Origin of the sequence: Atopobium sp. ICM42b (genome assembly GCA_000564995.1) — a bacterium.
Lineage (GTDB): Bacteria > Actinomycetota > Coriobacteriia > Coriobacteriales > Atopobiaceae > Lancefieldella.
In genome coordinates this window covers 1-24,875 of sequence record JDFH01000009.1, presented here as the reverse complement: position 1 = coordinate 24,875, position 24,875 = coordinate 1, and the positions used below count along the sequence as shown (strand labels likewise).

The window sequence follows — 24,875 nt, the reverse complement described above, 5'->3', positions numbered from 1 at the left end:
GATCAAAGAACACTACAATTTACATCAAAGTGGTAAAAAATGCGTTTAGTTGGGGTTTTCATTTTTCTGGGTATTTTTGTGTGTGGACGTTGCGGTGAGACGGGTTTCTCGCTATATGCTCGTTGCGCGCCTGATTTCTGCAAAGAATCTGTAACCTTTGCCTAAATGCTTCAAAGAATCTGTGGATTTGCCTGATTTCATCAAAGAATCTGTATCCAAAATACAGAATCTTTGCACTTTTCAGGCAGACTTTGAAGCGCGTCCGAGTTCGATCTTTCATGGAGCCTGATTTTCTCGCCATGTCTGAATGATTTGCCGGAAAAGTTCACCATATCTGAGCTATTTGCCGGTTTTTCTCGTCATGTCTGAGTAAATTTACTCAGACTTCATGCACTTTTCAGGCTTATCGCGGTACTTGAGTCTGGATTCGCAACTCAGAAGCGTCTGGCGAGAAACCCCGTGCGCCCGCAGCAGCGCTTCGCGCGTCTGACCTGCAAGTTTGTCCGCACACGACGCTGTCGCCGTACAAAAAACCGGTGTCCACCTGCGTGAACACCGATCTGACCTGCATGTTATGTGGAACTTCCAGCTCGCGCTCGCGCCCGTGCTACTCCTTGAACCAGCGATTGGGCTGCTCGTAGGAAGGGCAGATGTCGCTCATGGGACAACCGACGCACTTGGGGTTGCGAGCGGTGCAGGTTTCTCGCCCAAAGTGAATCCACTCTTCGTTGACGTCTTTCCAGAGCTCGTGGGGGAGAAGCGCGAGCAGGTCTTTCTCGGCAGCCAGCGGCGTAGAAGCCGAGCTCAGGCGCATGCGTTTAGAGATCCTGTATACGTGCGTGTCCACCGCGATGCCGTCGACCACGTCAAACATCTTGTTGAGCACGATGTTTGCGGTCTTTCGACCAACGCCCGGGAGCGTGACCAGGTCTTCCATGGTGCCCGGAACTTCTCCGCCGTACTCCGTCAGCAGAATTTGCGCCGTCTCTACGCAGTGCTTGGCCTTCGCGCGCCAGAAGCCGATGGTCTGGATGACCTCTCCAACCTCGACAGCATTGGCGGCCGCCATGGACGGTGCGTCGGGCCAGCGGCGGAACAGCTCGGGTGTGACCTTATTTACCGCGGCGTCAGTAGTTTGCGCCGAAAGCATAACGCTGATGAGCAGGGTAAACGCGTCGTGATAATCCAGCGCGCTCTGGACGCTTGGATAGAGCTCGTGCATGCGTCGGCACAGCTCAATGCTGCGTTCTACCTTGACTTTCTTTGATTCTCTGGGCATAACCTCTCCTCAATTCCTTCTATGTGTACCCAGTATGTAGTTACGTTATCACGTGAGGCGAGAATAGCAAAATAGCTGCATAACAGCTACAATAACAGCCCAATTGAAAAGTTATCAAACCTGCGTGCCGGTTGCCCTTGCGCGTCGGTTGCGCTCAAGCGCGGCGGACGTCGCTGGTAAGTGCACGGCGTGGCCACACGACGAGCCTCGTTCAGCAAGGTTTGGTGTAACCCACATGCGTTTGCATGTGGGTTTAGCGGCATGGCGGGAGACTGTGTGTTTATCAATAGAGTTGCAGCTCAACTACTGAGCGCGCCTGAGCTAGAGAAGCTGAAGCGAGAGCTTTCGCGTGGATCAGACGCCACGCTGTCCCTCTCGCAAAGCGCTCGTCCGCTGATGCTGGCTGCACTTTGGGCGCAAAATCCCCGCCCGTGCCTGCTAGTCGTTGCAGGAGAGGACGCCGCGGACCGCACGGCGCGCTCGCTTGCTGCGTGGCTGGGCAACGACGCCGTGCTGCGCTACCCCAACCGCAAAGATCGTCCCTGGTCGGATACCACACCAGACGACGCTCTTATTGGAGCTAGGTGCCGTGCTATCGCCAAGCTTTCCGCTGGCGAGAAGGTCATTGTAGTTGCAAGTGCTCACGCGCTGATGCGCAGAGTTCCCCCTGTTGGTTCGGGCTATTTTCTTCCTGCAACGTTTACCGTTGGCGACGACGTCCCCTTTGAGGACGCGGCTTCGTTGCTCGTCGGCATGGGATACGCCGATACAGGCGAGGTAGATGCTCCAGGCACCTTCCACATTCACGGCGATACGGTTGATATCTTCCCAGCTCAAGCCACAAGTCCTGTACGCATTGAGTTCTTCGGAGACGAGATTGACCGCATCAGGCGCATGGTGGCAGCAACTGGACAGACTATCGGCGCCATTGATGAGGTTACCGTTGCCCCAGCTAGAGAGCTTGCGTTTACCAAAGAGACCATTCGTCGCGCGGAAGAGGCGCTCTATACGCGTGCGCAAGAAAACTCTGCACTCGCTGCTGACCTGGAGCTTATTCAGCGCGGAGCTCAGGCTCCTGCACTCGAGCGCTATCTGCCCGTGCTGTACGGAGGTACTGCCAGCCCACTTGAGCATATCTCTTCAGAGACGCTGGTAGTTCTTGCAGAGCCACGCTCACTATTTGACGACTGTCAGCGTGCCTTTGACGAAATTTCTGCATCCGCAACAGCATCAAAAGTGAAACTAGATGGTCTGTATACAGACCCCAAGGCTATGGACTTTGGCTCGCAGCAGCGCTTGTCCTTCTCGTCACTTTTGCGTACGGGAGCTGCGGTAACGTCGGAGCTCTCTGTGGTGCAGCCGTCTATTGCGGGTTCAGACACAAAGCTTTTGGGTCGTGTGAGGCAGCTGGTGCAAGACCGCGATGCCGTGGTATTTGCGGTGCCCGACCGTGCCGCTCGAGAGCACCTCAAGTTGCTTTTCTCGGATGAGTCCATTCCGTTTGAGGAGTCGCTGGGTACGGCGCTTGAAAACGAACCTGATCAAAACGGTGCTTACGTGCCACTCAAGCGTGGTCGCGTCACATTTACCGACGCACCTGTTCCCGCTGGAATCATTATCCCTACAGCTAATCTAGCAGTGCTTTCTGTCTCGGACTTGACGGCCAGAAGCGCGCGCAACAAGAAGCGCTCCAAACGTATTGACCCCACAACGGTGACGTTCCCGTTTAAGCCGGGTGACTACGTTGTCCACGCAACGCACGGTATTGCGCACTTTACCGCCATTGTGCGTCAAGAAGTCGCAGGTAGAGAGCGTGATTACTTCCTGCTTGAGTATGCCAATGACGATAAACTCTATGTGCCCCTGGAGCAGGTTGACCGCATTACCCGCTATGTGGGTCCTGACGGCAATAATCCACGCCTGACCAGGCTTAATACGGCGGATTGGTCGCGCGCTACTAACAAGGCAAGAAAGTCTGCCAAGAAACTGGCATTTGACCTGGTAGACCTCTATACGCGTCGCGCTTCAGTGCCGGGTTACGCGTTCTCACTGGATACCCCTGCTCAGGAAGAGATGGAGTCCAGCTTCCCGTATCAGCTGACACCAGACCAAGAAAGCGCAGTTGCAGATATTAAGCTGGACATGGAAGCGCGCAAGCCAATGGATCGTCTGCTTTGCGGCGACGTGGGCTTTGGCAAGACAGAGGTAGCGCTGAGAGCTGCATTTAAGGTATGCCAGGATGCTCGTCAGGTTATGATTTTGTGCCCAACTACCATCTTGGCTCAGCAGCACTACGAGACGTTTTTCTCGCGATTTGCTCCGTTTGATTTGAAAGTAAGCGTGCTTTCGCGTTTTGTGACGCCTGCTCAGCAGAGAAAAGCGCTTGAGGGATTTGCGGACGGAACCGTAGATGTGCTGGTAGGAACGCATAGGTTGCTCTCAGCTGACGTCAATCCGCACGACTTAGGCTTGGTTATCATCGACGAAGAGCAGCGCTTTGGCGTACAGCACAAAGAGCAGCTCAAAAACATGCGCGAGCAGGTAGACGTGCTGACGCTCTCGGCAACGCCCATTCCACGCACCATGCAGATGGCCATGAGCGGCGTTCGTGACATGAGCCTGATTCTGACGCCACCGCCTGGCAGAAAGCCTGTTCAGGTAATGGTGGGCGAGTACAACCCGGATCTTGTTTCTGCAGCTATTAGAAGTGAGTTGGAGCGAGAAGGACAGGTGTACTACGTGTCCAACCGCGTGACCACTATTGATGAGGCGGTGGCTCGCGTGGAGGAAGCTGCGCCGGAAGCTCGCGTGGGTGTGGCTCACGGCCAGATGAGCGCTCGCGAGGTAGAAAACGTCATGCTTGCCTTCCAGGAGCACGAGATTGACGTTTTGGTGGCCACCACCATCATTGAGTCCGGCATTGACAACTCGCACACTAACACGCTGATTATCGAGGACTCACAGCGCTTGGGACTGGCTCAGCTGTACCAGCTCAAGGGCCGTGTTGGCCGCGGTAGACAGCAGGCGTACGCGTACTTTATGTTCCCAGCGGAGTTGCCGCTGACGGAAGAGGCAACCGAGCGTCTGACGGCAATCAACGAGTTCCAGGATCTGGGCAGCGGCATGCGTATTGCCATGCGTGACCTAGAGATTAGAGGCGCCGGCTCCCTTATGGGCGCTGAGCAGCACGGAAACCTTTCCAGCGTTGGCTTTGACCTCTTTACGCAGATGTTGGGCGAGGCAGTTGCTGAGGCTCGCGGTGAGTCCGCTGAGCTGGAGCAGGCTGAAGTTACCATCAATCTACCTGCAGATTTCTATCTCGATGAGGACTATCTGCCAGAGGTTGACCGACGCGTTCTGGTGTACCGTCGTCTTGCCGCAGCTACAGAGCTTTCCGATGTGGATGCCCTGCAGCAAGATACCGAGAATAGCTTTGGTGCCCTGCCGCTTGCGGGTAAGAACTTGTTTGATCGCGCTCGCGTGCGCATCCGCGCGCAGCGTTTGGGTGCAACGTCAGTAAGCCTGACAAATGGTCGCCTGGTATATCTGGGTGTAGAAATTCCTCGCGAACAAGCCCTCAAGTTGAAGGGTCGCGGTGCTATTGTGTATCCAAAGACGCATAAACTGGCGTATCCGTTCCACCGAAATGAAGAGCAGCTGATGCCCGCCGCCTTGGGAGTTCTTGAAGAGCTTGGTGGCGACGACGAGGTTGAGGAGTAAATATGAGCCAAACAGCAGGTCAGACATCGCAGAAAACCACGAGCGCCGCACAGAACGTCGCGTGTGCCGCGCAGGATGCCGCAAGCGCCGTGGACACGATCTTTGCCGCACCACACCTCAGGTGGGGTGTTATTGGCTGCGGAGTCATTGCAAATCAGATGGCAGAGGCGCTGGCTTCAGTTGGTAGAACTATTGACGGCGTGGCCAACAGGACACAGGAAAAGGCCGTCGCATTTGCACAAAAACACCACGTCAAGCGTGTGTATGACAGCATCGACGATCTTCTCGCCAGCGACGAGATTGACGCGGTGTATCTGACCACGCCTCACAATACGCACATCATCTACCTGCGCAAAGCGCTTCAGGCGGGCAAGCATGTGCTGTGCGAGAAGTCCATTACGCTCAACTCCGCTGAGCTGCTTGAGGCCGAAGAACTTGCACATCAAAACGGCGTTCAGCTGATGGATGCCTGCACTATTTTGCACATGCCGCTCTACAAAGCGCTGGTTAGCCGCGTGGAGGCGGGCGAGTTTGGCCCAGTCAACCTGATTCAGGAGAATTTTGGCAGCTACAAAGAGTTTGACATGGAGAATCGCTTCTTCAATCCCAAACTTGCGGGCGGCGCTCTGCTGGACATCGGCGTGTATTCGCTGACACTAGCGCGTCTTTTCTTGAAGAGCCAGCCTCATGACGTGCTCTCCATGATGAATCCGGCCCCTACCGGCGTTGATCAGACGGACGGCATTTTGCTCAGAAATGCCGAGGGTCAGATGGTTGTCCTGGCGTTGACACTTCATTCCAAGCAGCCAAAACGCGCCATGATTTCCGCGGATAAAGCCTTCATTGAGATTATGGAATATCCACGTGCCGACGTTGCCACAATTACGTGGACTGACGACGGCAAGAAGGAGAAAGTCCAGGTAGGACGCACGGCTGACGCGCTGGCATACGTGCTGGCAGATCTAGAGGCTGCTGTTGCAGGAGACGCTTCTGCTCAGGCGCAGCTTGAGGTCTCAAAGGACGTTATGGAGCTCATGACCGGCCTGCGCAACGACTGGAATTTCCTGTACCCTGAGGAGCAATAAACTACATGACATCTGACGAGAAGATCGCCCAGCTAGCTGCCGCAGTTGATGAAGAAACAAAGGCTCGTCTTGGAGCACCACAGACGCATCCGGAGTTTGACCGCCTGATCAGAACCATCTGGCGACTTCGTCAGGAGGACGGCTGTCCTTGGGATAAGGAACAGACACATCAGTCCATCTCAAAGAACATGATTGAGGAGGCCTACGAGGCGGTTGAGGCTATTGCTGAGGACTCTCCCGAGCACCTTGAGGAAGAGCTTGGCGACGTGCTTGAACAGGTAGTTCTTCACTCGCAGATTGAGGCGGACAGCGGTGCCAGTGCGGGCAGTGGGGCGCGCGACCGCGCAGCGGGCTTCGACATCGACGACGTATGTCGAGCGCTCAATCAGAAGTTGGTGCGCAGGCATCCGCACGTATTTGGGCCAGAAGCTGGTTCTACGTCGTCGGCTGCGGCCGTCTTGGACGTGTGGGAGAGCGTCAAGGCTGACGAACGCGCCAGTGCAGAAGATATCGTGCACACCGAGGGTCTTCTCGACTCGGTTCCACAGTCTCTACCTGCGCTCATGCAGGCGCAGAAGATTTCAAAGCGCGCCGCAAAGATGGGCTTTGAGTGGGCGCCTGTCGATGACGTGTGGGACAAGGTTGCCGAGGAGCGCGCGGAGTTTGACGCTGAAGCCCAAGGTACGCAGCAGAAAACGGACGAGTTTGGTGACATCTTGTTTGCGATGATAAACGTTGCTCGCTGGGAAGGCGTTGATGCGGAAGAAGCGCTGATGAGCGCCTGCAGGAAGTTTCGTGCTCGCTGGTCGTACATGGAGAAAGCAGCTGCTGAGAGAGGCTTCTCGCTTGACGAAAAACCCGAGCTACAAGAAGATTTGTGGCAAGAAGCTAAACGTCATCTTGATGTGTAAGCAAGCTGCACAGATTGCAGCGAAGACGTGCGACGTGCCGCAAAGCTTACGACTTGCCGTAGAGCGACGACTTCTATTCGGTAAAACGATGAAATTCCAAACTGAGGCAGGGCTATCGACGCTGCCTCTGCCATAATAAAGATGTTGCAATTTGTTGCGACGCATCACCAAACAAACCAGAAATGAGATCCGTGATGAGTCAAGACACCACTAAAAAGAGTGGTACAAAAAGAAAAACAACGCCCACCAAGCGTTCCGTTGAGCCTCTTAAAGAGACTACCGTGGAGCATGCCTCTGGTGCTCTCAAAATATTTTCAACTAAAAAATCCGAGAAATCCCAGGTAACTGAGAAATCTCAATCTGACTCAAAAGCTGCTGAGGTTAAAAAGCCTGCGGTGACTCCAAAAGATACAGCGTCGTCAGAGGGCACGGCGCCATCAAAACAAGCATCTTCCCAGGAGAGTTCCAAGGACACCAAGTCTAAAAGAACTGTTCAAGTTAAGAGGATTGATAGGACTCAGAGGTCCGAGCGTGACCAGAAGTCCGAGCGCGGGCAGAAGGCTGAAAGAACCAATAAACCGCAGTTCAGCGTGGCTTCTCTGGTAGAGCTTAAGGACAATGCACTTGACTTCGCGCGCAATCATACCAAGCTTGTCATTTTTCTCGGCGTTGTAATCTTCCTGCTTGTGGGCTTGTATCCGCCAATTCGTGGCTACTACCACGCTGTTCGCGAGCATGACGAGTTGCTGCTAAATCAGCAGAAGCTCGAGGAAGATCAAAAACGTCTTGAGTCCGAGGTTCAGGGTCTGCAGACAAAAGAGGGCATCATAGACGAGGCTCATAAGCAGGGCTTGGTTTCTGGCGACGAGGAATCTGCACGGGTAGAGGGTCTTGATAAAAAGAAGGACGAGAATACCGTTCAGCATCCTGACTATCCGTGGTACATCAAGGTTGGGGACTTTGTTTTTGGATTTACACCAGGCGATTCCGGCAATACTGAGGCTCCTAAGAGCGCAAACTCTGATGATTCTACCTCTGCGCCAGCTCCTGAAGAGTCTCACGAGCAGAAGAACTCTGGAGAAGGTGGATCTTCTGAGGGGTCCGGCGCCAATAACTCAAAGTCTGATAGTGGGAACTCACAATAATGCTTCTAGCTGCAATTGATATTGGAACCGTAACTGCTCGACTTGCGCTTGCGCAGGTAGAGGATGGTCGCGTCATTCGCATGGCCAAATACACCGAGATTGTCAATTTGGGCGAGGGTGTTGATACGACAAAGCGCCTGCTACCTGAGGCAATTCACCGTTGCGTTGGCTGCGTTTCTTCCTATGTTGATCACGCGAGAAAAGAGGGCGCTGAGGCGGTTGTTTGCACGCTCACAAGCGCTGCTCGCGATGCAGAAAATGCCCCTGACCTGGGAATGGGTCTAGCCTCGTTGGGACTTGAGCCCATGATTATTCCAGGTGAAATTGAAGGCGCGCTCACATTTCTGGGTGTCTCTCACGACTTTGAGAATCATCGCATTCTTGTTGCCGACAGCGGCGGCGGCTCAACTGAGCTGGTCGTTGGCACGCTGGCGGGCCAGCTTGCAGCCCAAGGCGCAGGCCAGCAGCTTGAGGGGCAGCAACTCGACATCAACTTTGTCGAGTCCGTTGAGCTTGGTTGCAGACGTCTGACCGAGCGCTTTAATCTGTCTTCGGATCACCCATCAGCTGAAGACATTGACGGGGCTCACCAAATGGCAGCTCAGATGATGTCTGAGGCTATTGGGCGAGCTCAGCAGCAGTGTGCAGCACCAGAGCTTCTGGTTGGTGTTGGAGGAACCGCAACCAGCCTCATTGCCATCAGGGACCATCTTGACCCGTATGACCCGTCAAAGGTGCACCTCAATCACATCTCAATTGATGAGGTGTCTCAGATAGAGGGGCTTCTCGCCAGCAAAACACTAAAGGAGCGAGAAGACATAACGGGACTTCAAGCAAAACGCGCGCCTGTCATGCTCGCGGGCACTATTTTGCTTGCAGAATTGATGAAGAATTCGGGCTTTAAACACCTGGTAGTAAGTGAGAGTGACCTGCTCTTTGGCCTGGCGATAACCGCGGCTGCCGTTCACCAGGGAAAGCAGTCGCCTGTGATTTGGAAGCCAATTTTGCGCCCGCTGAATTAAAAGTAGTGGCATAATAGCTAGACATATCCGGGGGCGTGGCGGAATTGGCAGACGCAGGGGACTTAAAATCCCTCGACTTCGGTCTTGCGGGTTCGAGTCCCGCCGCCCCTACCACTTTTGTTGCAGAATAAATAGCGTTTTAGCTGCGTATTTCTAGAAAATATTTAAGTATTAGGCGTTTTTGAGCGTGAAGAGCACATAGCTCTTGACCTGGTAAAACTTAACTCGACATTCAGCTCATGGGACAAAAGTGGGACAAAGAGTGTGTTGTTGAGTTTTGATATTTCGCTTTACAGAGGTCTGTGCAATGTTAAGATTATTGGCAGTGATACGTCTCGTTGACATTCTACGGAACCGAGACCAAAAAGCGGCTGCCATCGTGTAGCCGCTTTTTTTATAAGGAGAAGCTATGAATAAGCCTTTTCTTTCTATTGATCAGCAAATAGAGCTTTTAAATTCAAGAGGTGTTATAACGGATGAAAAGTCAGATAACTCCTATTCTGTTCTCCTTCAGAAACTTGTATACTACTTGTCTTGTATCTAACGTATGCACGACTAATTTCTTATTTGCTTCGGAGGACCTATGTCATTTGAGACAGGAGTTTTTCCGGTTTTAGTTTCTGAGGACGCAGCTGTAGAGTCGTTATCTCCCCAGGTCAGGGGAGGACTCAATGCGTCGTCTGCTACACCCCTTCATGTTCAGCTGTCAGATTTGATGCGCGTCAAAATTCTGTCAGAAGACTGGAAGGCGGGAACGTATATTCCGTCTGAGGCCGAATTTATGGCGCAGTATGGCGTCAGCCGAGGAACCATCAGAAAAGCCATTCAATCCCTGGTCAAAGAGGGTTTGCTGCTTACTCAAAAGGGTCGAGCAACACAGGTTATCTCTAACACTGTTCGTCATGCGGCGGGAAATACTGTGCTTTCATTTGCAGCCGCGCTCAGAGATGGTGGCTTTGAGTATCGAACCGAAGTCCTATTTAAGCAGGTAGTTCCTGCAGATCAAGTCGTTGCCGAGCATTTAGAGATTCCCGTTGGCTCTGACGTACTCTTTTTGCGTCGTGTCAGGAGCGTTTCTGATCGGCCGGTAGTGTGCCAGGAATCATGGTCTAACCTGCTTGTTTGCCCACAGCTTGAGGAGGCAGACTTTGAGAATGAGTCGCTCTTTGACGCGGTTGAAAGAACTTCTCAAAAAGAGATTGCGCGCTCTCGCATGCGCTATCAGTCACAAATTGCAGGTAAAGACCATGCCGACTACCTGCAGTGTTCTCCAAATGAGGCTTTGCTTGTACTTGAGCAGGTAATTGAGCTGTCCGACGGCAATTGTATTGAGTGGAGCCAGACTTGGCTTGCCCCGCATCAGAGTGTTGTTGGCGTATCTGAGCAGGTAGATGGCTCTATTGGACCTCTGGATATCTCTTCCGTTCGTCAGTCAGAGCATGTGGGTGCATCGCTGACTTCTGCAGAAATAGAATCTGATCAGCGCAAACAGCTTGAACTTGATTTACGTCACGAGGCGCTTGCAGTGCGTCGAGGCATTATTGAGTTGGCACATCGCTACAGCTCAACGCCATTCCACATCGGCGGCGCGTGTTCTGTGGCAGATATAGTTTCTGTGCTTTTGAGCAAGGTTATGCAGGTGGGCCACAGGGATTGTGAATGGGAACTCAGAGACCGATTGATTCTCTCTAAGGCTCACACGTCGCTGGCACTATTCCCAGCTCTTTTACGTGCGGGAATGATCTCTCAAGAGGATATTGACCGCGGAGTCTTTGGACCCGATGCCGTCCTCTTTAAGCATCCACTACGAGACCCTCAGCGTGGCTTTGAAATCTCTGGTGGCAGCCTTGGCATGGGCTTGGGCTACGCCGCCGGCCTGGGTTTAAGCCTTCGCAGAAAAGATCTTCCTTCTCGCGTTTTTTGTATTTTGGGTGACGGCGAGTGTGACGAGGGTTCCATTTGGGAGAGCGCGGCGTTTATCGGCCACAACCAGCTCTCCAACGTCACGGTCATTGTCGACCAGAACCGCATGCAACTGGACGGCCCTTGCGCATCCATTTTGGACACCGGTTCAATTGCAAGAAAGTTTGATGCGTTTGGTTTTGAATCTGTCGAGGTAGACGGACATGATGTGCTTGCGCTGTACGACGCATTAAAGCAGCAAACTTCAAGGCCTCGCGCGATTATTGCGCACACCATCAAGGGCAAAGGACTCTCATTTGCCGAGAATAACGTTTCGTTCCACGACGCGTGCGTGACGGACGACCTCTATGAACAGGCATTGCTTGATCTGAAAGTCGCAGAGGAGGCATGCTCATGTTAGATACATCTTTGCAGCCATCGTGCATTTCGGCTGAAGAGTCGCAGATGCTTGCGGGTATGAATACAAAGGAAGTGTTCGGCTGGGTTATGGGTAAGCTTGCCGAGGATGACGAGCTGCTGACTGTTGCCGTTGCCGACTATGGTCGTCGTTTGAACCTAGATCGCTTTCGAGAGCTTCGACCAGACGGCTACATCCAGTGTGGAATTGCAGAGCAGAACCTTATTGAAGTGGCGTCTGCCTGTGCAAATGAAGGTTTCCACGTTTTTGCGCCGTGCTATGCCACGTTTGTGACCTCACGAACGCTCGACCAGATTCGAGTCAACCTTGGCATGATGAAGTCGCCCGTGGTGCTTGTAGGTGTTGCTGCTGGCTGCGAATCCGCAGCTACAGGCCCATCTCACATGGCTGTGGAGGACATTGCGATTACCAGGACTATCCCGGGGCTTTCCGTGTTCAGTCCAGTTGATAACGCCCAGCTTGCGGCCACGCTTATGGAGCTTGCAAAGCATCCACGACCAGCTTACGTGCGCATGACCTCGTGCGATGGTGCCAATCTACATCCAGATGGTTACGTTTTTGATGTGTCCGGTGTCGAGAAACTCTTTGAGTCAGCTGGCGCGGCGGACACGGCAAGCGTAGACGGCGTGGCGGTCGCCGAAGCTGCAGCTACTGAAGTCACAACCGTCAGAACCGTATCCATCCCTCTTCCGAAGCGCGTGACCGTATTTGCAACGGGTGCGATAACCAGTAGAGTTATTGAGGCAGCTCAGCGAGCTGCAGAGCAGATTGCTGCTCCCGTCCGAACGAACATCGAGGTCTACGGAGTATCGATCATCAAGCCGCTTGACGCTTCTCTGGCGAAAATCTGTCAGAACTCTGACGTAATTATTACTGTCGAGGAGCACAGTGTTTTGGGTGGGTTTGGCGGTGCAGTTGTCGAGCAGCTCAGTGCTTCAGGTCCATGTCCTCAGGTAATACGCTTAGGCATGCCTGATGCATATCTTGCAGCGGACGTTCACCACAACATTCTTGCGCGCGCTGGACTATCGGTTGAGAGTCTGCAAGAGGTTCTTCTCGCCAACTGTTAAATCAACTAATCGAATCCAGGAAGTCTTTCTGTATTATCGAACATATCTCTGCAAGTTCGATTGCTGCTGAAACCAATAGATCTAGGCCGGCTATTACAAAATTAATAAAATCCATCCGAAGGAAAATGAAAAAAGATTTGAAGATGTCTGGGAAAAGATTATCGTGGAATAAAAGATACGTCTTAATTAGCCCTCATAAAAATATTTAGTTAGTTGGAACTGTCCCTTGCCCATTGAGATGATGAACAAGGGATCGTCCCCATGCACTTGATTGATTATTTTTTCAACTTCTTGATTTGTAGTAATGTGGCCGGTTCCATTATTCCAGGTAACATGCCAGTCACAGTAAAGGACTGATTTTTCAGGTTCTTGTGGAGGTGTATATATCCCACCAATCATTTCTCCCTCGCAAATGAGTGATGGCATTGAATAGAACCACACATTATCTGAATATTCATTAGTAAAAGTTACACATGCAATTTGAGTCTCAGGATTAGGGGTGTCACATTGGACCCATTTAATACTTGGGGGGTTCAAGCTTCCAGTAGAAAGAATATATATAATCAATGCAGACATAGGTATTATCGCAATGGTTTGTAAAACGGTGTGCACAAGTTTTCTACTATAGTTTAAAGACTCAAAAAAGCTACGAGATGACACGATTAAAAAAATGACTATAGCCGCTAAAATAAAACATACCATCCAATGTCTAAAAAACAGTACTCCTAAAAAACACACTGGGATAGGATATGTTACGAACGGAATGAATTCATTTGCATAGAACACCAGAAAGAGAGCTGCTAAATAAATGGCCGCTCTTAGTAAATGAACAAGGCGATTAGTCTTTGAAAGCATCTCATTACCTCATTCTGCAAGTTTGAGAAATAACATCAACTCATGATTTCATAGACGGATAAGATTTGTATGTATGGGGAAAGAATTAAATTCCGTTAAGGTTTCAATGGCATCTGAGTTTGTAGTTGTAATGTCATATTGGTTATTCTCATGAACTAGTAGCCACTCAATATCTTTAGTTGGTACTGAGTGGCTATATAACCTAATAGTTGCTATATTTTCTCCCAAACCGAATGGAAAACGTAAAACATAAAAATGGAGAGTTTCTTCTGCTCCAAAATCAAAATCCTCAAGTAAAACAACTCTGGATAATGAAATTTCTCCAGTATTTACTACAGATTTATAATCACGTTGACAGGAGTAAATGCAAGGAATGAATAAAAATAATGCTGCACAAAAAGCAACAGAGATATTATAAATAGCAAATAGGTAAGTTGCTTTTTTAAAAAAAGCAACCATAGATTTTATTTTAGACAACAGTAATAGTGAAGTTATCAGAATGAAAATAGACATAAGAAATAATGCCTGCGGTATTGTTAACAAAGTGCCAAGAAAGCTCACTGGAGTATTATAATCAAGTGAGAAGAAAGAGAAATTTGTCAAGAAGAAATAAACCACTGCCAGGACGCAAATAACAAAATATACGAAGCAAATTACCGTGATAAAAAACCCTTTTGACCTGTCCATCGCGATATCCTATTCTGTAGGCAGATAAAGACATTTCAGTAGAATTTTGCAAACTATTGTATATATATAAATTAAAAGAGTCTATAGTTAGATAAATAGTCTAGTTAACATATATAGCTATACAAATAGTAAAAAATTAACTTTGAAATTTATTGAAACGGTGATAGCGAAAAAACTCCTTATTGTGGGAGTCGTTATACTTTCGGCGCTTTTTGACCTTCTCGCAAAAATCGGCCCTATCTCCATGGTTCAAATTACAATGACATTCTATATTGTTGAAGAAAGTATGTCTGCAATAAAAGCTTTAAAGAAGCTTGGCATAAAAACACCTGCTAGATTAGTTAAACTAATAAAAGAAAAGCTTAATGACAAATAGCGTATGGTGCCCCCAACGGGAATCGAACCCGTATTGCCGCCTTGAAAGGGCGATGTCCTAACCGTTAGACGATGGGGACGCGAAGAAAAAGTATAGCAAAGATGCTGCAGATTTCTAGGGCTAAACGAAGCGATTTTGAGCTTTCATCTATTCTTCGTTTTCCCACCAGTCCAGCCCGGCCTTAAACGCGTAGTCGCGAGCGCTCTGAGTCACGCCGGGCACCGACTCAGCCCACGAAATAAATTCCGGCACGTCGGCGATAATCGCTTCGGCCTCGTGAACTGCTATTACGTTTTCAGCAAACGTGTCAGGCGTAAAGTTGATTCTGCACGGAATGTAGAGATCAACAAAAGATGGCCTGAGCAGTGCATATGCCGCTCCCTCGCCGAGGTTCACAAAGCCTTTCAGCGCGCGCTTTGCCGCGGGCATGCGATTCAACTTGAAGAACAGCAGCGTAAACGCCAGACGCATCCAGGCATTTGACTGATACCCGCAACTCTCGTCAAGCTTGTGGAGCCCTTCCTCATCTTCCAGGCGAGCAAGAACATATGCCAAGGTAAAACGCGCACCCAGCAAATCTGTTGACGAGAAAAACAGGAGATCTTCACAGGCTTTTTTGGAGAGCTTGAAGCAGGCGCAATCGGTTGTGACCTGGGCAATCTGCGCGTAGAGACGCAAAAGTGGTCGAGCTTCAGCGCAGGTCCAAGCGTCGCCGTGAGTTTGCTTTGCTTGCTCTAGTTTTGGTCTAAAGATAGGGTCAAATTCTTTTTGCAGGTCAAGCAGGTCGTTAAGGATTGCTGCAGGATGATTGTTGGAGATCTGCGCAAGGATTCGCTGGGCTTCAAGGTTAATGCTTGTGTTAGCAAGAGCTTGGTTTTCAGTAATATTTGTCATCTGATTATGCAAAAGGTTAAGCAGGTCCATGCGGCGTGAGAAGAAGTCAGCATCGGAATCAATTTCTTTAGTAATTCCATCCTGGTACTTGCCAATGACATTGACGTATTGAGCAAAAGCCTTTTCTTCTTCGTTAGAAATAAAGTTTTCAGGCGAAGCTTCTACCGCAAGTTTCAACTCATAGAGAGCAGCCTCAGATACGATGTTCTTTTCTTGCGCATGCTTGGTTACTAGGCGGTCTACCTGTTCACTGACCATATCGTTAGCGGAATGCTTAATCACTTTGCATCACCGCCCGAGTATGGATTATTTGGCCCATCAATATGCGGTCCGCTTGGTCGCGGGCCAGCGGGACCTCCGGGGAAGCCGGGGCCGACCGGGCCGCCAGGGAAGCTGGGGCCAGCTGGGCCGTCGGGCACGCTGCCGCCGGATTCACCAGGGAACGAATCTGCTGAAGCGAACAAGGCATTTGCCTGCATTTGAAGTTCTTTTTCTGCCAGCTCAACGGTCTTTGGGTCTCTCGCCCTAACTTGATCTGCAAGCCAACGACCAAGAACACCGCGTCCTATCAGGTCATTTCCTTCTTGCAGCAGCACAGTTGCTTCTGCAATGGCAATGATGAGCTCGTCCTCAGAATAGGGAAGTACGTTGAGACGAGAGAATTCTCCCTCAGGCAAATCCTTCTGCACGAAGCAACAAAGCGTTGCCTCAGGATAACGCTCAATCAGCAGGTCAAGGTAGTGCTCAGCCTCAACCAACTCACGCTTCTTGAAGTGTATGGCCAGGCGAGCCAGCAAAATCCACGGGTCATCTGCCCCACGAGGAGGATCTAGCTTGCGGTACTGGTCCATAAGGTTGTCGAGGGCGTCTTCGTCCTCAAGTTTTGCGTATGCGAGTGCAAGCGTAAAACGAGCATCGGCTGCGTCGGCAGCGTCAAGCTCCAGGAGTTTCTCGCCATATGCGATGGCGTCTTTGTTGCGGCCGCAGATAAGCGCGCGAGAAGAAAGCGCGGCTAACCAGCGCTTATAGGGGTTGATGGCCAGGCGCTGGGCAAGTTCTGCCTGATCGGCGGGAAGCCCCTGCGAGGACTCTTGCGCCTTCTGGTTGCACGCGGCCTCAACCTGGGGGAGCTTCTCCACAAGGAACTGGTAGTAGGAGTCAAAAAGCCTGCTATTTGAAGCGTGGAGCATGCGCTGGGCATCAAAACAGTTGGGGTCCAGCTGAATTGCCTGGTTAAGGAGGCGTTTTCCCTGGTCGATAAGGGCCTGCGCCTGAGATTCTTCGACAAACGGCAGGCGATAATCAACAATCTCGGCCGCTTGTGCAACCAAATTGAACGCGCGGTCTTCGTCGGTTTGAGGGAGGGAATTGCGGTCGTTGGAGAATCGCCAGTTGAAGTCCTTCATCAGCGTAGCAATGCTGTCCTCGTCGCCGACTTGCGTGCGAGCAAAGCGGAGGATAAGCCGCTGGTAGTCTTCTTTTACCGGGTCAAACGCCACTGGATTCCTTTCTCTCTTACGTAATAATATCGCAGGTTATTGAGGTGTGCAGCGCAACTCCGCGAGCGTTGTAAGAAGATTGTGAACGGCAGACGGAAACGTTTGGAGTGGACGGGTTTCTCGCCAGATGGGCGTCAGGTTCCTGTCAAAGGAGTGTATATATTCTGAACGATATTGCATAAAATGACACTTTCATTTTGGTCAGGTGTCCAAAATGAGCTAGAATAGAAATGTTGAGAAGAAGTAATTGCGAAGAATGGCTTCGCTAGCCGCTTAGGGAAGCGGCACATAGTTAAGGAGAGGTTTTATGGGACGTTTTACAAATCCACGCGATCTGTATTTTGGCGAGGGCGCTCGTCATGAGGTTAAGAACCTCAAGGGTAAGAGGGCAATTATCGTTTCTGGCGGCAGCTCCATGCGTCGCGGCGGCTTCCTTGATGACATCGAGAATGACCTCAAGTCCGCAGGTTTTGAGGTTGCTCACATTGAGGGCGTCGAGTCCGATCCTTCCGTCGAGACCGTTATGAGCGGCGCTGCTAAGATGAGCGAGTTCCAGCCAGACTGGATTATTGCTATCGGCGGCGGCTCCCCAATCGACGCAGCTAAGGCTATGTGGATCAAGTACGAGTACCCAGAGACCACTTTTGAGGACATGTGCAAGGTCTTTGGTCTTCCTGAGCTCCGCACCAAGGCTCACTTCTGCGCAATTTCTTCTACTTCCGGTACCGCAACTGAGGTAACCGCATTCTCTATCATTACCGATTACCAGAAGGGTGTTAAGTACCCACTGGCTGACTTCCAGATTACCCCTGACGTCGCAATTGTTGACCCTGAGCTCACTTACGGCATGCCTGTTAAGCTTGTTGCTCACACTGGTATGGACGCACTGACCCACGCTATCGAGGCATACGTTTCTACTGTTGCTTCTATGTACACCGACGGCGACGCTCTGCACGCAATCCGCGAGATTGTCGAGTGGCTGCCAAAGTCCTACGCAGGCGACAAAGAGGGACGTCAGCACATGCATGACGCACAGTGCCTTGCTGGTATCGCATTCTCCTCTGGCCTTCTGGGCATCGTTCACTCCATGGCTCACAAGACCGGCGCTGCATTCTCCGGTGGACACATCATCCACGGTTGCGCAAACGCTATGTACCTGGGCAAAGTTATCCAGTTCAACGCTCGCGACGAGCGCGCAAAGACTCGCTATGCATTCATTGCTAAGGAGATTCTGCACCTCGAGGGCAACACTGAGGACGAGCTGGTAGAGGCACTTGTTCAGAAGATTCGCGACATCAACGACGCTCTTAACATCCCACAGGGCATCAAGAACTACGGCGAGGGTGGAACCAAGTCCGAGACCTCCATCATCGACGAGAAGGAGTTCTTCGAGAAGGCTCCAGAGGTTGCTCGCCTTGCTATCGAGGACGCTTGCACCCTCTCCAACCCACGCAAGCCTACCCAGGAGGAGATGGAGCAGCTGCTTAAGTGCGTCTACTTCGACCTTCCTGTTGAGTTCTAAGATCTAGCTTAGACACTTAGCTTCGCTAAAAGCCTGGTAGCGTTCCGCTACCAGGCTTTTTTGTGCGCACCGGCGTGAGCGCAGGCGGACAGGGCGGACGTGTGCGAGGATGTGGGCGCTGCGACGTGCTTGTAACATGTGCAGATACGTGTGCGGATGGTCGCTGCGACGTGCTGGTAACGTGCATAAAAAGTGCATCGGGATCAAAGAACACTACAATTTACATCAAAGTGGTAAAAAATGCGTTTAGTTGGGGTTTTCATTTTTCTGCATACAGCGTTTGCCCATATAAAAGTTTTTGGTGCGGTAAAAAATCGTCTTAGTTGGGGATAAATCGGCCAATTTTTAGTTTTCATCCCCAACTAAACGGGTTTTTTACCTTTTTCGGCACATAATTTTAAGGCCAAAAATTATGTATTCATAAAAATGAATTTAATAGTAGAAATATGCATAATTTTGAAACCAGGTCAGTGTATTTGCATGCTGAGTCTCCGCGAGGGCGATAGTACGACAAATCTTTCACAGATTTCCTGTGTGATTTCAAATCGGTCAGATTACTTGCGCCATTTCCGGGTATGGAAATCATACTTTTTCGCGAAGGAGTGCTATGGATTACTGTCTTTCGTACTTTTCAGCGTTTAATTTATTGATGAGTTCCTCTAGGCCATTTGATTCATCGTCATCAGCAAATGCTATGGTCAAAGTGCCGCTTGTTCCTGAATCAGCTCCAGGAGTAGCTACTGAACGAGATCTTGCTGCCTACTATGGGCATCTGCCAGAGATACAAGGCGTGCGTCTTCAAAAGGAGCCTAACAGTAAGATTGATTTGCTGATTCGTGATGTAAATTCCGCATTTGCAAAAGAGCACGTCACACTTCATGTATGCCAATCAATGATGTTACCTTCGTCACTCCTGCCCATAGATACTGACTTAAAAGGATTTGTGACATCTCCAGAATTCACTTATTTGCAGATTGCGTCAAAACTCGATTTCATTGGAACAATCCTTGCAGGTAGTGCACTGTGTTCCGATTATTTTTTGAACCATGATGGCCACGGTGGGGTTTCGCAACGCCAAAATGGCCCTCTGACAAATCGCGCTGCGATTGCAAAGTTTCTATCCATGCAAGGAAGAAAGCGCGGCATCGTCCCAGCTAAACGAGCGCTTCAACACATCGTAGAGAAAGCTCGATCGCCCCGAGAAGCTTCGCTTGCGCTGCTATTGTGTCTCCCGTATAACCTTGGTGGCTTTAATCTAGGAACCGTTGAGCTCAATAGGCCAATTGAGCTGGAAAATCGATATGGCGAGAAAATCACTCGAATTCCTGACCTAACCATTCAGCTCAAGGACAAGAGGCAGAAGCGGGCTACGGTGTTGCTAGATTATGATCCCGCGGTAACGCATTCTGGCAATCAAAAAATCACGCGAGACCTGGACAGGGAAAACGAGCTGGTAACGGGCGTTCAGTGTCCGCATTTTTCGGTATCTGGCGAGATGCTTAAAAGCTTTGAAAGCGTTCAGGGCTTGGTCCGTCAGATTCGAGAGTCAACCGGAATAACTGCACGTGACACGACTATGTCAGATCTTGAAGAGCGACAGCGGGAGCTCTGGGCACGGTTGTTCAAAGTCAGGTAGCAAATCAAGGCAGCCGCATCTTTTATGCACCGTTTGCCGTACAATAGAGGGGCACAAACCGCTCATAATCGCACAGCCAGAAGGAGAAAATCGTGGAAGTTAACGGCCTTATCGACCATACAAATTTGAAGCAAAACGCAACCGCTGAAGACATCAAGAAACTTTGCGCCGAGGCAAAGCAGTACAAGTTTGCAACTGTCGCCATCAATTCTTGCTGGGTTTCCCTGGCTCACGCCGAGCTCGAGGGCTCTGGAGTTGGCATTACTTCCTGCATCGGTTTCCCTCTGGGCGCCGCTTCAACTGCAGCTAAGGTCGCTGAGGCCAGGCAGAGTGTTGCCGATGGCACTACCGAGATTGACATGGTCATCAACGGTGGCCACCTGGTCGCTGGCGATGACGACTACGTTATCGCTGATATCAAGGCTGTTGTTGAGGCCGCTAGTACCGTGCCCGTTAAGGTAATCCTGGAGTGCTGCCTGCTTGATGACGAGCAGATTGTTCGTGCTTGCAAGGATTGCATGGCTGCTGGAGCTGCGTTCGTCAAGACAAGCACTGGCTTTAGCACCGGTGGTGCAACTGTTCACGACGTTGCCCTAATGAAGCAGACTGTCGGCGACACTTGCAAGGTTAAGGCTGCTGGTGGCATCCACAATAAGGCTGACGCTGAGGCAATGGTCGCAGCGGGCGCTGATCGTCTGGGTTGCTCCAGCGGAATCGCTATCGTCACCGAGTAGCTCGCTGAGCTGGAGTTTGCCGGACCGACACTTCACTGATAGGTAAATGAAGACGACCTCGTAGCATATGCTGCGAGGTCGTTCTTTGTTGCAGTGAAAAGGACACAAAAACTGGCGAGAAACCCGTGTAGGCTGCAGCAACAATCGCGGCGAGAAACCCGTCGGATCTGCGGTTCGTGCTGGGCGAGCCATGCGCTGCTGGCATCGCGCACCCGCCGTGGCAACTAGCTGACGACAACCTCGCCAAAGCCCAGGTTGCGGGCCTGCGACTCAATCGCCTGCATGCGTTCGTCGTTTGGAGAAGGGGAGTTCTCCATCGGTCCACGCACGCCAAAACGCCTGAACTTCATGAGACGAATGCGCGTCTGACCGACCTTCTCGCCAAGGGTTGCGGCAATGCCGTCAACTGCGGCTTCGGCGTCGTTCCAGCCTTCGGTCACGATGACGCGGACCTCTTCCAGCTTGTTTTGCTCGGCCAAAAATGCAAGATTTTTGCGGACCGTGACGCCATTTTCGCCGGTCAGGTGCTCAAACCACTGATCATCCCAAGCTTTAACGTCAAGCATGACGCCGCTCGAGAGGGCCAGTAGGTCGCGGTACTCAGTGAAGTCGATGGTGCCGTTTGAGTCGATGAGGCAGCTCAGACCAGCGGCGTTGCAGTAGGTGAAGAGCTCGTAGAGGAAGTCGGGGCGGAGCATGCATTCGCCGCCTGACGTGGTGATTCCGCGGATGAACGGCATGTTGGAAATGCAGCGATCGGCCACTTCTCGGGCGCTGAGCAGCTCAATCTTCGGAGTGGACTTGTGCTGGCACACCTTGATGCAGTTGTCGCAGTTGATGCAAATGGAGTTGTCCCACACAACCTTGCCGTCAGTCACGGACAGGGCGTGAGCTGGGCATGGTTTGACGCATGCCTGGCAGGAGATGCACTCTACCTGGGTCTCAGGGTTGTGGCAGTAGGCGCAGCGAATGTTGCAGCCTTGGAGGAAGATAGCGGTTCGGCTTCCTGGGCCATCTACCAGCGAGAAGGGAATAATCTTGTTGACAGGAGCAACACACCCAGTTGGATGTGCTGCTCCTGAATTGGTTGCTGGGACGCTTGCGGTTGCGGGACGCGCCGCTTCGCCGCGTGTTGCTCCCAAAGTCGTTTCTGTTGCAGTGGAGGTCACGATTGCGTAGCTCTTCTCGCTAGTCGCTCATGCGAACCTTGCGCTCGCCAAGGTGGTTGGCGGTGAAGTTGCCCAGGCCGTCGTGAGCGGTGTCCTGAAGAACAACGTCGCCGGACTGGAACTTCTTCATCTCAGAGCGCTTAGCCAGGAAGCCAGTGATGCGGACCAGGTCACCCTCGGAGCTGTAGAACGAGAGGTACTTGTCGTCGATGGAGAATGCGGCTTTGACCACGTCAACGACAGCGTCTGGATTGCGCTCAGCAGTTGGCTCAGCTGGGAAAATGTCGGAGACGCCGCTGTTGAAGAAGCGGTGCATGCGTGCGCTGTGGCGAATGTGGTCGTAGAGGTTTGCAGGCTCGTCGCCAACCTTGATGCGGACACCAGGGGTAACGCCCTGCTGATCGGAGAAGCCAGCCTGTGCATGCAGGGTGAAGCGACCGCCAAAGACCTCGGAGTAGACAGCGTCAAAGCTGTTGACCTGGTCGGCAATCTTGACCATGATCTGGTCGGCCAGCTCGTTGGCCTCGTCATCCTTGCCGTAGGTGCGGCTGCTATCAAGGTGTAGCAGCTCAGCGACGCACTCGCTCATACCGGCAACGCCAAACATGCCGCAGAAGCGCTCGCGAGAAATGAGGCCTTCCTTAGCCAGGAAGCTGGTCTCAAAGAAGTTGGAATCCTCAACAATAAAGCGGACGCGCTCGTTCATGAAGTTCAGGACCTCGCCAGTTGCGGTTGGCAGCAGGTTGTTCATGAAGTCGTCAACGTTGGTTGCAAGTTTTGCAAGGCCAGGGAGAAGCACGCGGCTCAAAGTGTAAGCGCCGCCGCCCATAGGAAGGACGTTGTAGCAGCTTACGACGGTGTACTCGCCAGGGTAGGTCTCTTTGTGGATGCGGTGGTTAGCAAAAGCAGGGTTGGAGCAGACCATGGTGGTCTTGACTGCCAGGCGCATGAACTCGTCGGAGGTTACCTCTGGGTCGTACTTGAGGGTGAAGTTTGGAACTGCGTTCATGAGCTCGCGGTCAACCTCAAGCAGCAGTCTACCTGCGCGAGTGTCCTCTGGACCAATGTTTGCGTGGCAGTAACCGCTTGCAACGGTGCGGTCAATGTGGTTTAGGAAGCGGCGCAGACGAGGCTTAATCTCTGCGTCGGTCATACCCTCCAGGAATGGATCAATGATCTTGTCCAGCTGGCCAACGTAGACAGGGCGGCTGGTGACAGAAGGAACGTTGTCGTAGAGAGCGGCTAGGCCCCAAAGCAGGTCATCAAGGGTTTCTGGCTTGTCAAAGCGCAAAAACTCGGAACCGTTCTGAGCAAATACCTGGTAGTCAGGGCAGATGTAGCGAGGACGGTAAGGAGCGTTGCCCTCACACATGTCGTCAAGAGCGTGAGCTGCAAAAAGACGGTCAAACTCAGCGGTGGTCTTAATAGGGTGCTCGGAGTTCTCGGCAGCCTGAGCCAGGTGCAGAACCTTCTGCTTGTACGAGAGGTTGTCGGAAGTGATGATGTCCATGAACTCGCTCATTAGTGCTCCTTACGTTAGTCGTGCGGTAACGGTTGTGTGTTTCGACGTTTACGTCGGTCGTTCCAAGTTATGGTGCACCGCGTTGCGCGGCGCGCTGCCTGGGGCGAGAAGAACGGTCTTGCCCAAGCGTTGTGCCAGGTACAGAGGTTAGTCCAGAAGGTGGGATTCTCCCTCGTGTTTCATTGCGTCGTCGAGGCGCTGGAACTGTCTCTCGGTAATGACAATCTTGCCGTGCTGAACAGAAACCATGCCCCTTTCCTTAAGCTCGTCGATGCCGCGGGCAACAGTTTTTGTGCTGGTACCAATCTTGTCTGCTAGCTCTTGCCTGGTCAGACGCACCGTAAACGGCCACTCAACAACGCCGCGGTGAATCTGATCGCGCGTCAGCTCGCTAAGCATGTACATCAGGCGCTTGGTTCCGCTCCAGGTCAGCAAGCTGCGCTCGTAGCCAGACTGACGTGTTAGATTCTTGATAATCCAGCGCGAGCGGGTGAGAAGCGCCTCAGGGTCCGAACGAATCCACTGCAGGTAGTCCTCGCGTGGAACCGAAATAAACTCGCAGCCGGAAGTTGCGGTGAGCGATCCCAGGTAAAACGGGCTCTCGCTAATAACTTCCATCTCACCAAAAGCAACGGGCGCACGATACTCGTCAATAACATACGTGCTACCTGCGGAATTATGCGACGTAGTGCGCACGGTACCGCGGCACAGAATGTACACGTTATCGACGCGGTCCAGCATGTGGACAAGGGTCTGTCCGGAATTAAGACGAATCTGCCTACAATGAGAAAGACGATTAGCGGGAACGCGAGAAGCCCATTTGATGATCTTCTTCCGAACATCAGAATCAAGACTGTCAAGGTAGGTTAGAACGTTCACACGAGACCTCGCTGTTCTTGCTTCGTGAGTCCTCATTACAGGACAGTTTTGGCTTAAGTTTGAGTAATTGTACCTGCTCCCTAAAATAAAAATAAGGACTTTTGTCCACTTTTTGAGATAATTTTCTTGAACGGTATTGGCTGCGATTAGGTTGCGATTAGGTTGCGGCCAACCAGTGGCCAACCAGCGGTCAGCCCACGGTCAAGCTGCCGCAAGATAGAAAAAGCCCCCACGTCAAATGAACTGCCTCCCATTTCTTGGACACGAGAAATGGGAGTCAGTTCAAAACACACCTAAGTCGGATAATCTGTTAAAAAGACGTATACATTACGCTGAAAATACCCCAATCATGCAGATTATCGTCATTAGATGTGTAAAATGCCCACATTTGAGCAGAATATCCGACTTAGGTGTGTTCCATAGAGACAGAATTTCCCAATAGTTAAATTTCTTATATAAGTCTATTCATGTATAAGCATATTAGATGAAGTTTATGCATAGAGATGCATATCAGGTAGTGCGACCGCCT

The 24,875-nt window shown here is 51.4% G+C and carries 19 protein-coding genes and 2 tRNA genes; 12 read left to right on the top strand and 9 right to left on the bottom strand.

Going from position 1 to position 24,875, the window contains the following annotated elements:
- Positions 1-607: 607 nt before the first annotated feature.
- Positions 608-1,279, bottom strand: coding sequence for an endonuclease III (nth, locus tag HMPREF1493_RS03170; RefSeq protein ID WP_035427785.1), 672 nt, complete (start codon positions 1,277-1,279; stop codon positions 608-610).
- A gap of 276 nt (positions 1,280-1,555) precedes the next feature.
- On the opposite strand from nth, the gene mfd reads away from it, so the two are divergent.
- The 8 genes from mfd to HMPREF1493_RS03130 all read left to right on the top strand — a co-directional run bounded on the left by mfd (position 1,556) and on the right by HMPREF1493_RS03130 (position 12,573).
- On the top strand, positions 1,556-4,999 hold the full coding sequence (mfd, locus tag HMPREF1493_RS03165) for a transcription-repair coupling factor (protein WP_035427784.1): 3,444 nt from the start codon (positions 1,556-1,558) through the stop codon (positions 4,997-4,999).
- A 2-nt stretch (positions 5,000-5,001) separates the two neighbouring features.
- Positions 5,002-6,084, top strand: coding sequence for a Gfo/Idh/MocA family protein (locus HMPREF1493_RS03160; RefSeq protein ID WP_198013753.1), 1,083 nt, complete (start codon positions 5,002-5,004; stop codon positions 6,082-6,084).
- Between the two features lie 5 nt (positions 6,085-6,089).
- Positions 6,090-6,995 (top strand): nucleoside triphosphate pyrophosphohydrolase, encoded by a 906-nt coding sequence (gene mazG, locus HMPREF1493_RS03155; protein WP_035427783.1) that lies wholly within the window; start codon positions 6,090-6,092, stop codon positions 6,993-6,995.
- Between the two features lie 194 nt (positions 6,996-7,189).
- Positions 7,190-8,140 carry an FtsB family cell division protein gene (locus tag HMPREF1493_RS06840; RefSeq protein WP_051485242.1) on the top strand — a complete coding sequence of 317 codons (951 nt, stop codon included), beginning with the start codon at positions 7,190-7,192 and terminating at the stop codon, positions 8,138-8,140.
- Positions 8,140-9,162, top strand: a complete 1,023-nt coding sequence (locus tag HMPREF1493_RS03145) for a Ppx/GppA phosphatase family protein (RefSeq protein ID WP_035427782.1) — start codon at positions 8,140-8,142, stop codon at positions 9,160-9,162. Before HMPREF1493_RS06840 ends, HMPREF1493_RS03145 begins: the two co-directional genes overlap by 1 nt.
- Positions 9,163-9,191: 29 nt before the next feature.
- A tRNA-Leu gene (locus HMPREF1493_RS03140) sits at positions 9,192-9,276 on the top strand.
- 469 nt (positions 9,277-9,745) lie between these two features.
- Positions 9,746-11,485 carry a UTRA domain-containing protein gene (locus HMPREF1493_RS03135; RefSeq protein WP_035427780.1) on the top strand — a complete coding sequence of 580 codons (1,740 nt, stop codon included), beginning with the start codon at positions 9,746-9,748 and terminating at the stop codon, positions 11,483-11,485.
- Positions 11,479-12,573: a transketolase family protein gene (locus HMPREF1493_RS03130; RefSeq protein WP_035427779.1), complete on the top strand. Its 1,095-nt coding sequence runs from the start codon at positions 11,479-11,481 to the stop codon at positions 12,571-12,573. Before HMPREF1493_RS03135 ends, HMPREF1493_RS03130 begins: the two co-directional genes overlap by 7 nt.
- A 186-nt stretch (positions 12,574-12,759) precedes the next feature.
- Here the strand turns inward: HMPREF1493_RS03130 and HMPREF1493_RS03125 are convergent, their stop codons facing one another.
- Both HMPREF1493_RS03125 and HMPREF1493_RS03120 read right to left on the bottom strand, forming a co-directional pair.
- Positions 12,760-13,428, bottom strand: a complete 669-nt coding sequence (locus HMPREF1493_RS03125; protein ID WP_156921383.1) for a hypothetical protein — start codon at positions 13,426-13,428, stop codon at positions 12,760-12,762.
- Positions 13,429-13,476: 48 nt separating this feature from the next.
- Positions 13,477-13,941 carry a hypothetical protein gene (locus HMPREF1493_RS03120; protein ID WP_156921382.1) on the bottom strand — a complete coding sequence of 155 codons (465 nt, stop codon included), beginning with the start codon at positions 13,939-13,941 and terminating at the stop codon, positions 13,477-13,479.
- Positions 13,942-14,206: 265 nt separating this feature from the next.
- Here HMPREF1493_RS03120 and HMPREF1493_RS03115 point away from each other — a divergent pair, with 265 nt between their 5' ends.
- On the top strand, positions 14,207-14,491 hold the full coding sequence (locus HMPREF1493_RS03115; protein ID WP_084058305.1) for a phage holin family protein: 285 nt from the start codon (positions 14,207-14,209) through the stop codon (positions 14,489-14,491).
- Positions 14,492-14,495: 4 nt separating this feature from the next.
- On the opposite strand, the gene HMPREF1493_RS03110 is transcribed toward HMPREF1493_RS03115, so the two are convergent.
- The 3 genes from HMPREF1493_RS03110 to HMPREF1493_RS03100 form a co-directional block, all read right to left on the bottom strand.
- Positions 14,496-14,570: transfer RNA gene (locus tag HMPREF1493_RS03110), tRNA-Glu, on the bottom strand.
- Between the two features lie 68 nt (positions 14,571-14,638).
- Entirely contained in the window at positions 14,639-15,667 is a 1,029-nt protein-coding gene (locus tag HMPREF1493_RS06835; protein ID WP_051485241.1) for a hypothetical protein, read from the bottom strand.
- Positions 15,664-16,884, bottom strand: a complete 1,221-nt coding sequence (locus HMPREF1493_RS03100) for a tetratricopeptide repeat protein (RefSeq protein ID WP_051485240.1) — start codon at positions 16,882-16,884, stop codon at positions 15,664-15,666. Before HMPREF1493_RS03100 ends, HMPREF1493_RS06835 begins: the two co-directional genes overlap by 4 nt.
- A gap of 307 nt (positions 16,885-17,191) precedes the next feature.
- Here HMPREF1493_RS03100 and HMPREF1493_RS03095 point away from each other — a divergent pair, with 307 nt between their 5' ends.
- From HMPREF1493_RS03095 to deoC, 3 genes are all read left to right on the top strand, one after another.
- Complete coding sequence (locus HMPREF1493_RS03095; RefSeq protein ID WP_035427774.1) at positions 17,192-18,406, top strand: iron-containing alcohol dehydrogenase; 1,215 nt, start codon at positions 17,192-17,194, stop codon at positions 18,404-18,406.
- A gap of 607 nt (positions 18,407-19,013) precedes the next feature.
- Positions 19,014-20,042, top strand: coding sequence for a hypothetical protein (locus HMPREF1493_RS03090; protein WP_035427773.1), 1,029 nt, complete (start codon positions 19,014-19,016; stop codon positions 20,040-20,042).
- Positions 20,043-20,134: 92 nt separating this feature from the next.
- Entirely contained in the window at positions 20,135-20,776 is a 642-nt protein-coding gene (deoC, locus tag HMPREF1493_RS03085; protein ID WP_035427772.1) for a deoxyribose-phosphate aldolase, read from the top strand.
- Positions 20,777-21,000: 224 nt separating this feature from the next.
- On the opposite strand, the gene HMPREF1493_RS03080 is transcribed toward deoC, so the two are convergent.
- The 3 genes from HMPREF1493_RS03080 to HMPREF1493_RS03070 all read right to left on the bottom strand — a co-directional run bounded on the left by HMPREF1493_RS03080 (position 21,001) and on the right by HMPREF1493_RS03070 (position 24,346).
- A complete protein-coding gene (locus HMPREF1493_RS03080; protein WP_232215495.1) occupies positions 21,001-21,918 on the bottom strand; it encodes a YjjW family glycine radical enzyme activase in 918 nt (305 codons plus the stop codon).
- A gap of 46 nt (positions 21,919-21,964) precedes the next feature.
- Positions 21,965-23,467, bottom strand: a complete 1,503-nt coding sequence (locus HMPREF1493_RS03075) for a YjjI family glycine radical enzyme (protein WP_035427771.1) — start codon at positions 23,465-23,467, stop codon at positions 21,965-21,967.
- A 147-nt stretch (positions 23,468-23,614) separates the two neighbouring features.
- Entirely contained in the window at positions 23,615-24,346 is a 732-nt protein-coding gene (locus HMPREF1493_RS03070) for a Crp/Fnr family transcriptional regulator (protein ID WP_035427769.1), read from the bottom strand.
- Positions 24,347-24,875 lie beyond the last annotated feature (529 nt).

What these genes read in the sequence shown, in the direction of transcription:
- nth (WP_035427785.1), bottom strand. Translation starts at nt 1,279, where the DNA reads ATGCCCAGAGAATCAAAGAAAGTCAAGGTAGAACGCAGCATTGAGCTG.
- HMPREF1493_RS03160 (WP_198013753.1), top strand. Translation starts at nt 5,002, where the DNA reads ATGAGCCAAACAGCAGGTCAGACATCGCAGAAAACCACGAGCGCCGCA.
- mazG (WP_035427783.1), top strand. Translation starts at nt 6,090, where the DNA reads ATGACATCTGACGAGAAGATCGCCCAGCTAGCTGCCGCAGTTGATGAA.
- HMPREF1493_RS06840 (WP_051485242.1), top strand. Translation starts at nt 7,190, where the DNA reads ATGAGTCAAGACACCACTAAAAAGAGTGGTACAAAAAGAAAAACAACG.
- HMPREF1493_RS03145 (WP_035427782.1), top strand. Translation starts at nt 8,140, where the DNA reads ATGCTTCTAGCTGCAATTGATATTGGAACCGTAACTGCTCGACTTGCG.
- HMPREF1493_RS03135 (WP_035427780.1), top strand. Translation starts at nt 9,746, where the DNA reads ATGTCATTTGAGACAGGAGTTTTTCCGGTTTTAGTTTCTGAGGACGCA.
- HMPREF1493_RS03130 (WP_035427779.1), top strand. Translation starts at nt 11,479, where the DNA reads ATGTTAGATACATCTTTGCAGCCATCGTGCATTTCGGCTGAAGAGTCG.
- HMPREF1493_RS03125 (WP_156921383.1), bottom strand. Translation starts at nt 13,428, where the DNA reads ATGCTTTCAAAGACTAATCGCCTTGTTCATTTACTAAGAGCGGCCATT.
- HMPREF1493_RS03120 (WP_156921382.1), bottom strand. Translation starts at nt 13,941, where the DNA reads ATGTCTATTTTCATTCTGATAACTTCACTATTACTGTTGTCTAAAATA.
- HMPREF1493_RS03095 (WP_035427774.1), top strand. Translation starts at nt 17,192, where the DNA reads ATGGGACGTTTTACAAATCCACGCGATCTGTATTTTGGCGAGGGCGCT.
- HMPREF1493_RS03090 (WP_035427773.1), top strand. Translation starts at nt 19,014, where the DNA reads ATGGATTACTGTCTTTCGTACTTTTCAGCGTTTAATTTATTGATGAGT.
- HMPREF1493_RS03075 (WP_035427771.1), bottom strand. Translation starts at nt 23,467, where the DNA reads ATGAGCGAGTTCATGGACATCATCACTTCCGACAACCTCTCGTACAAG.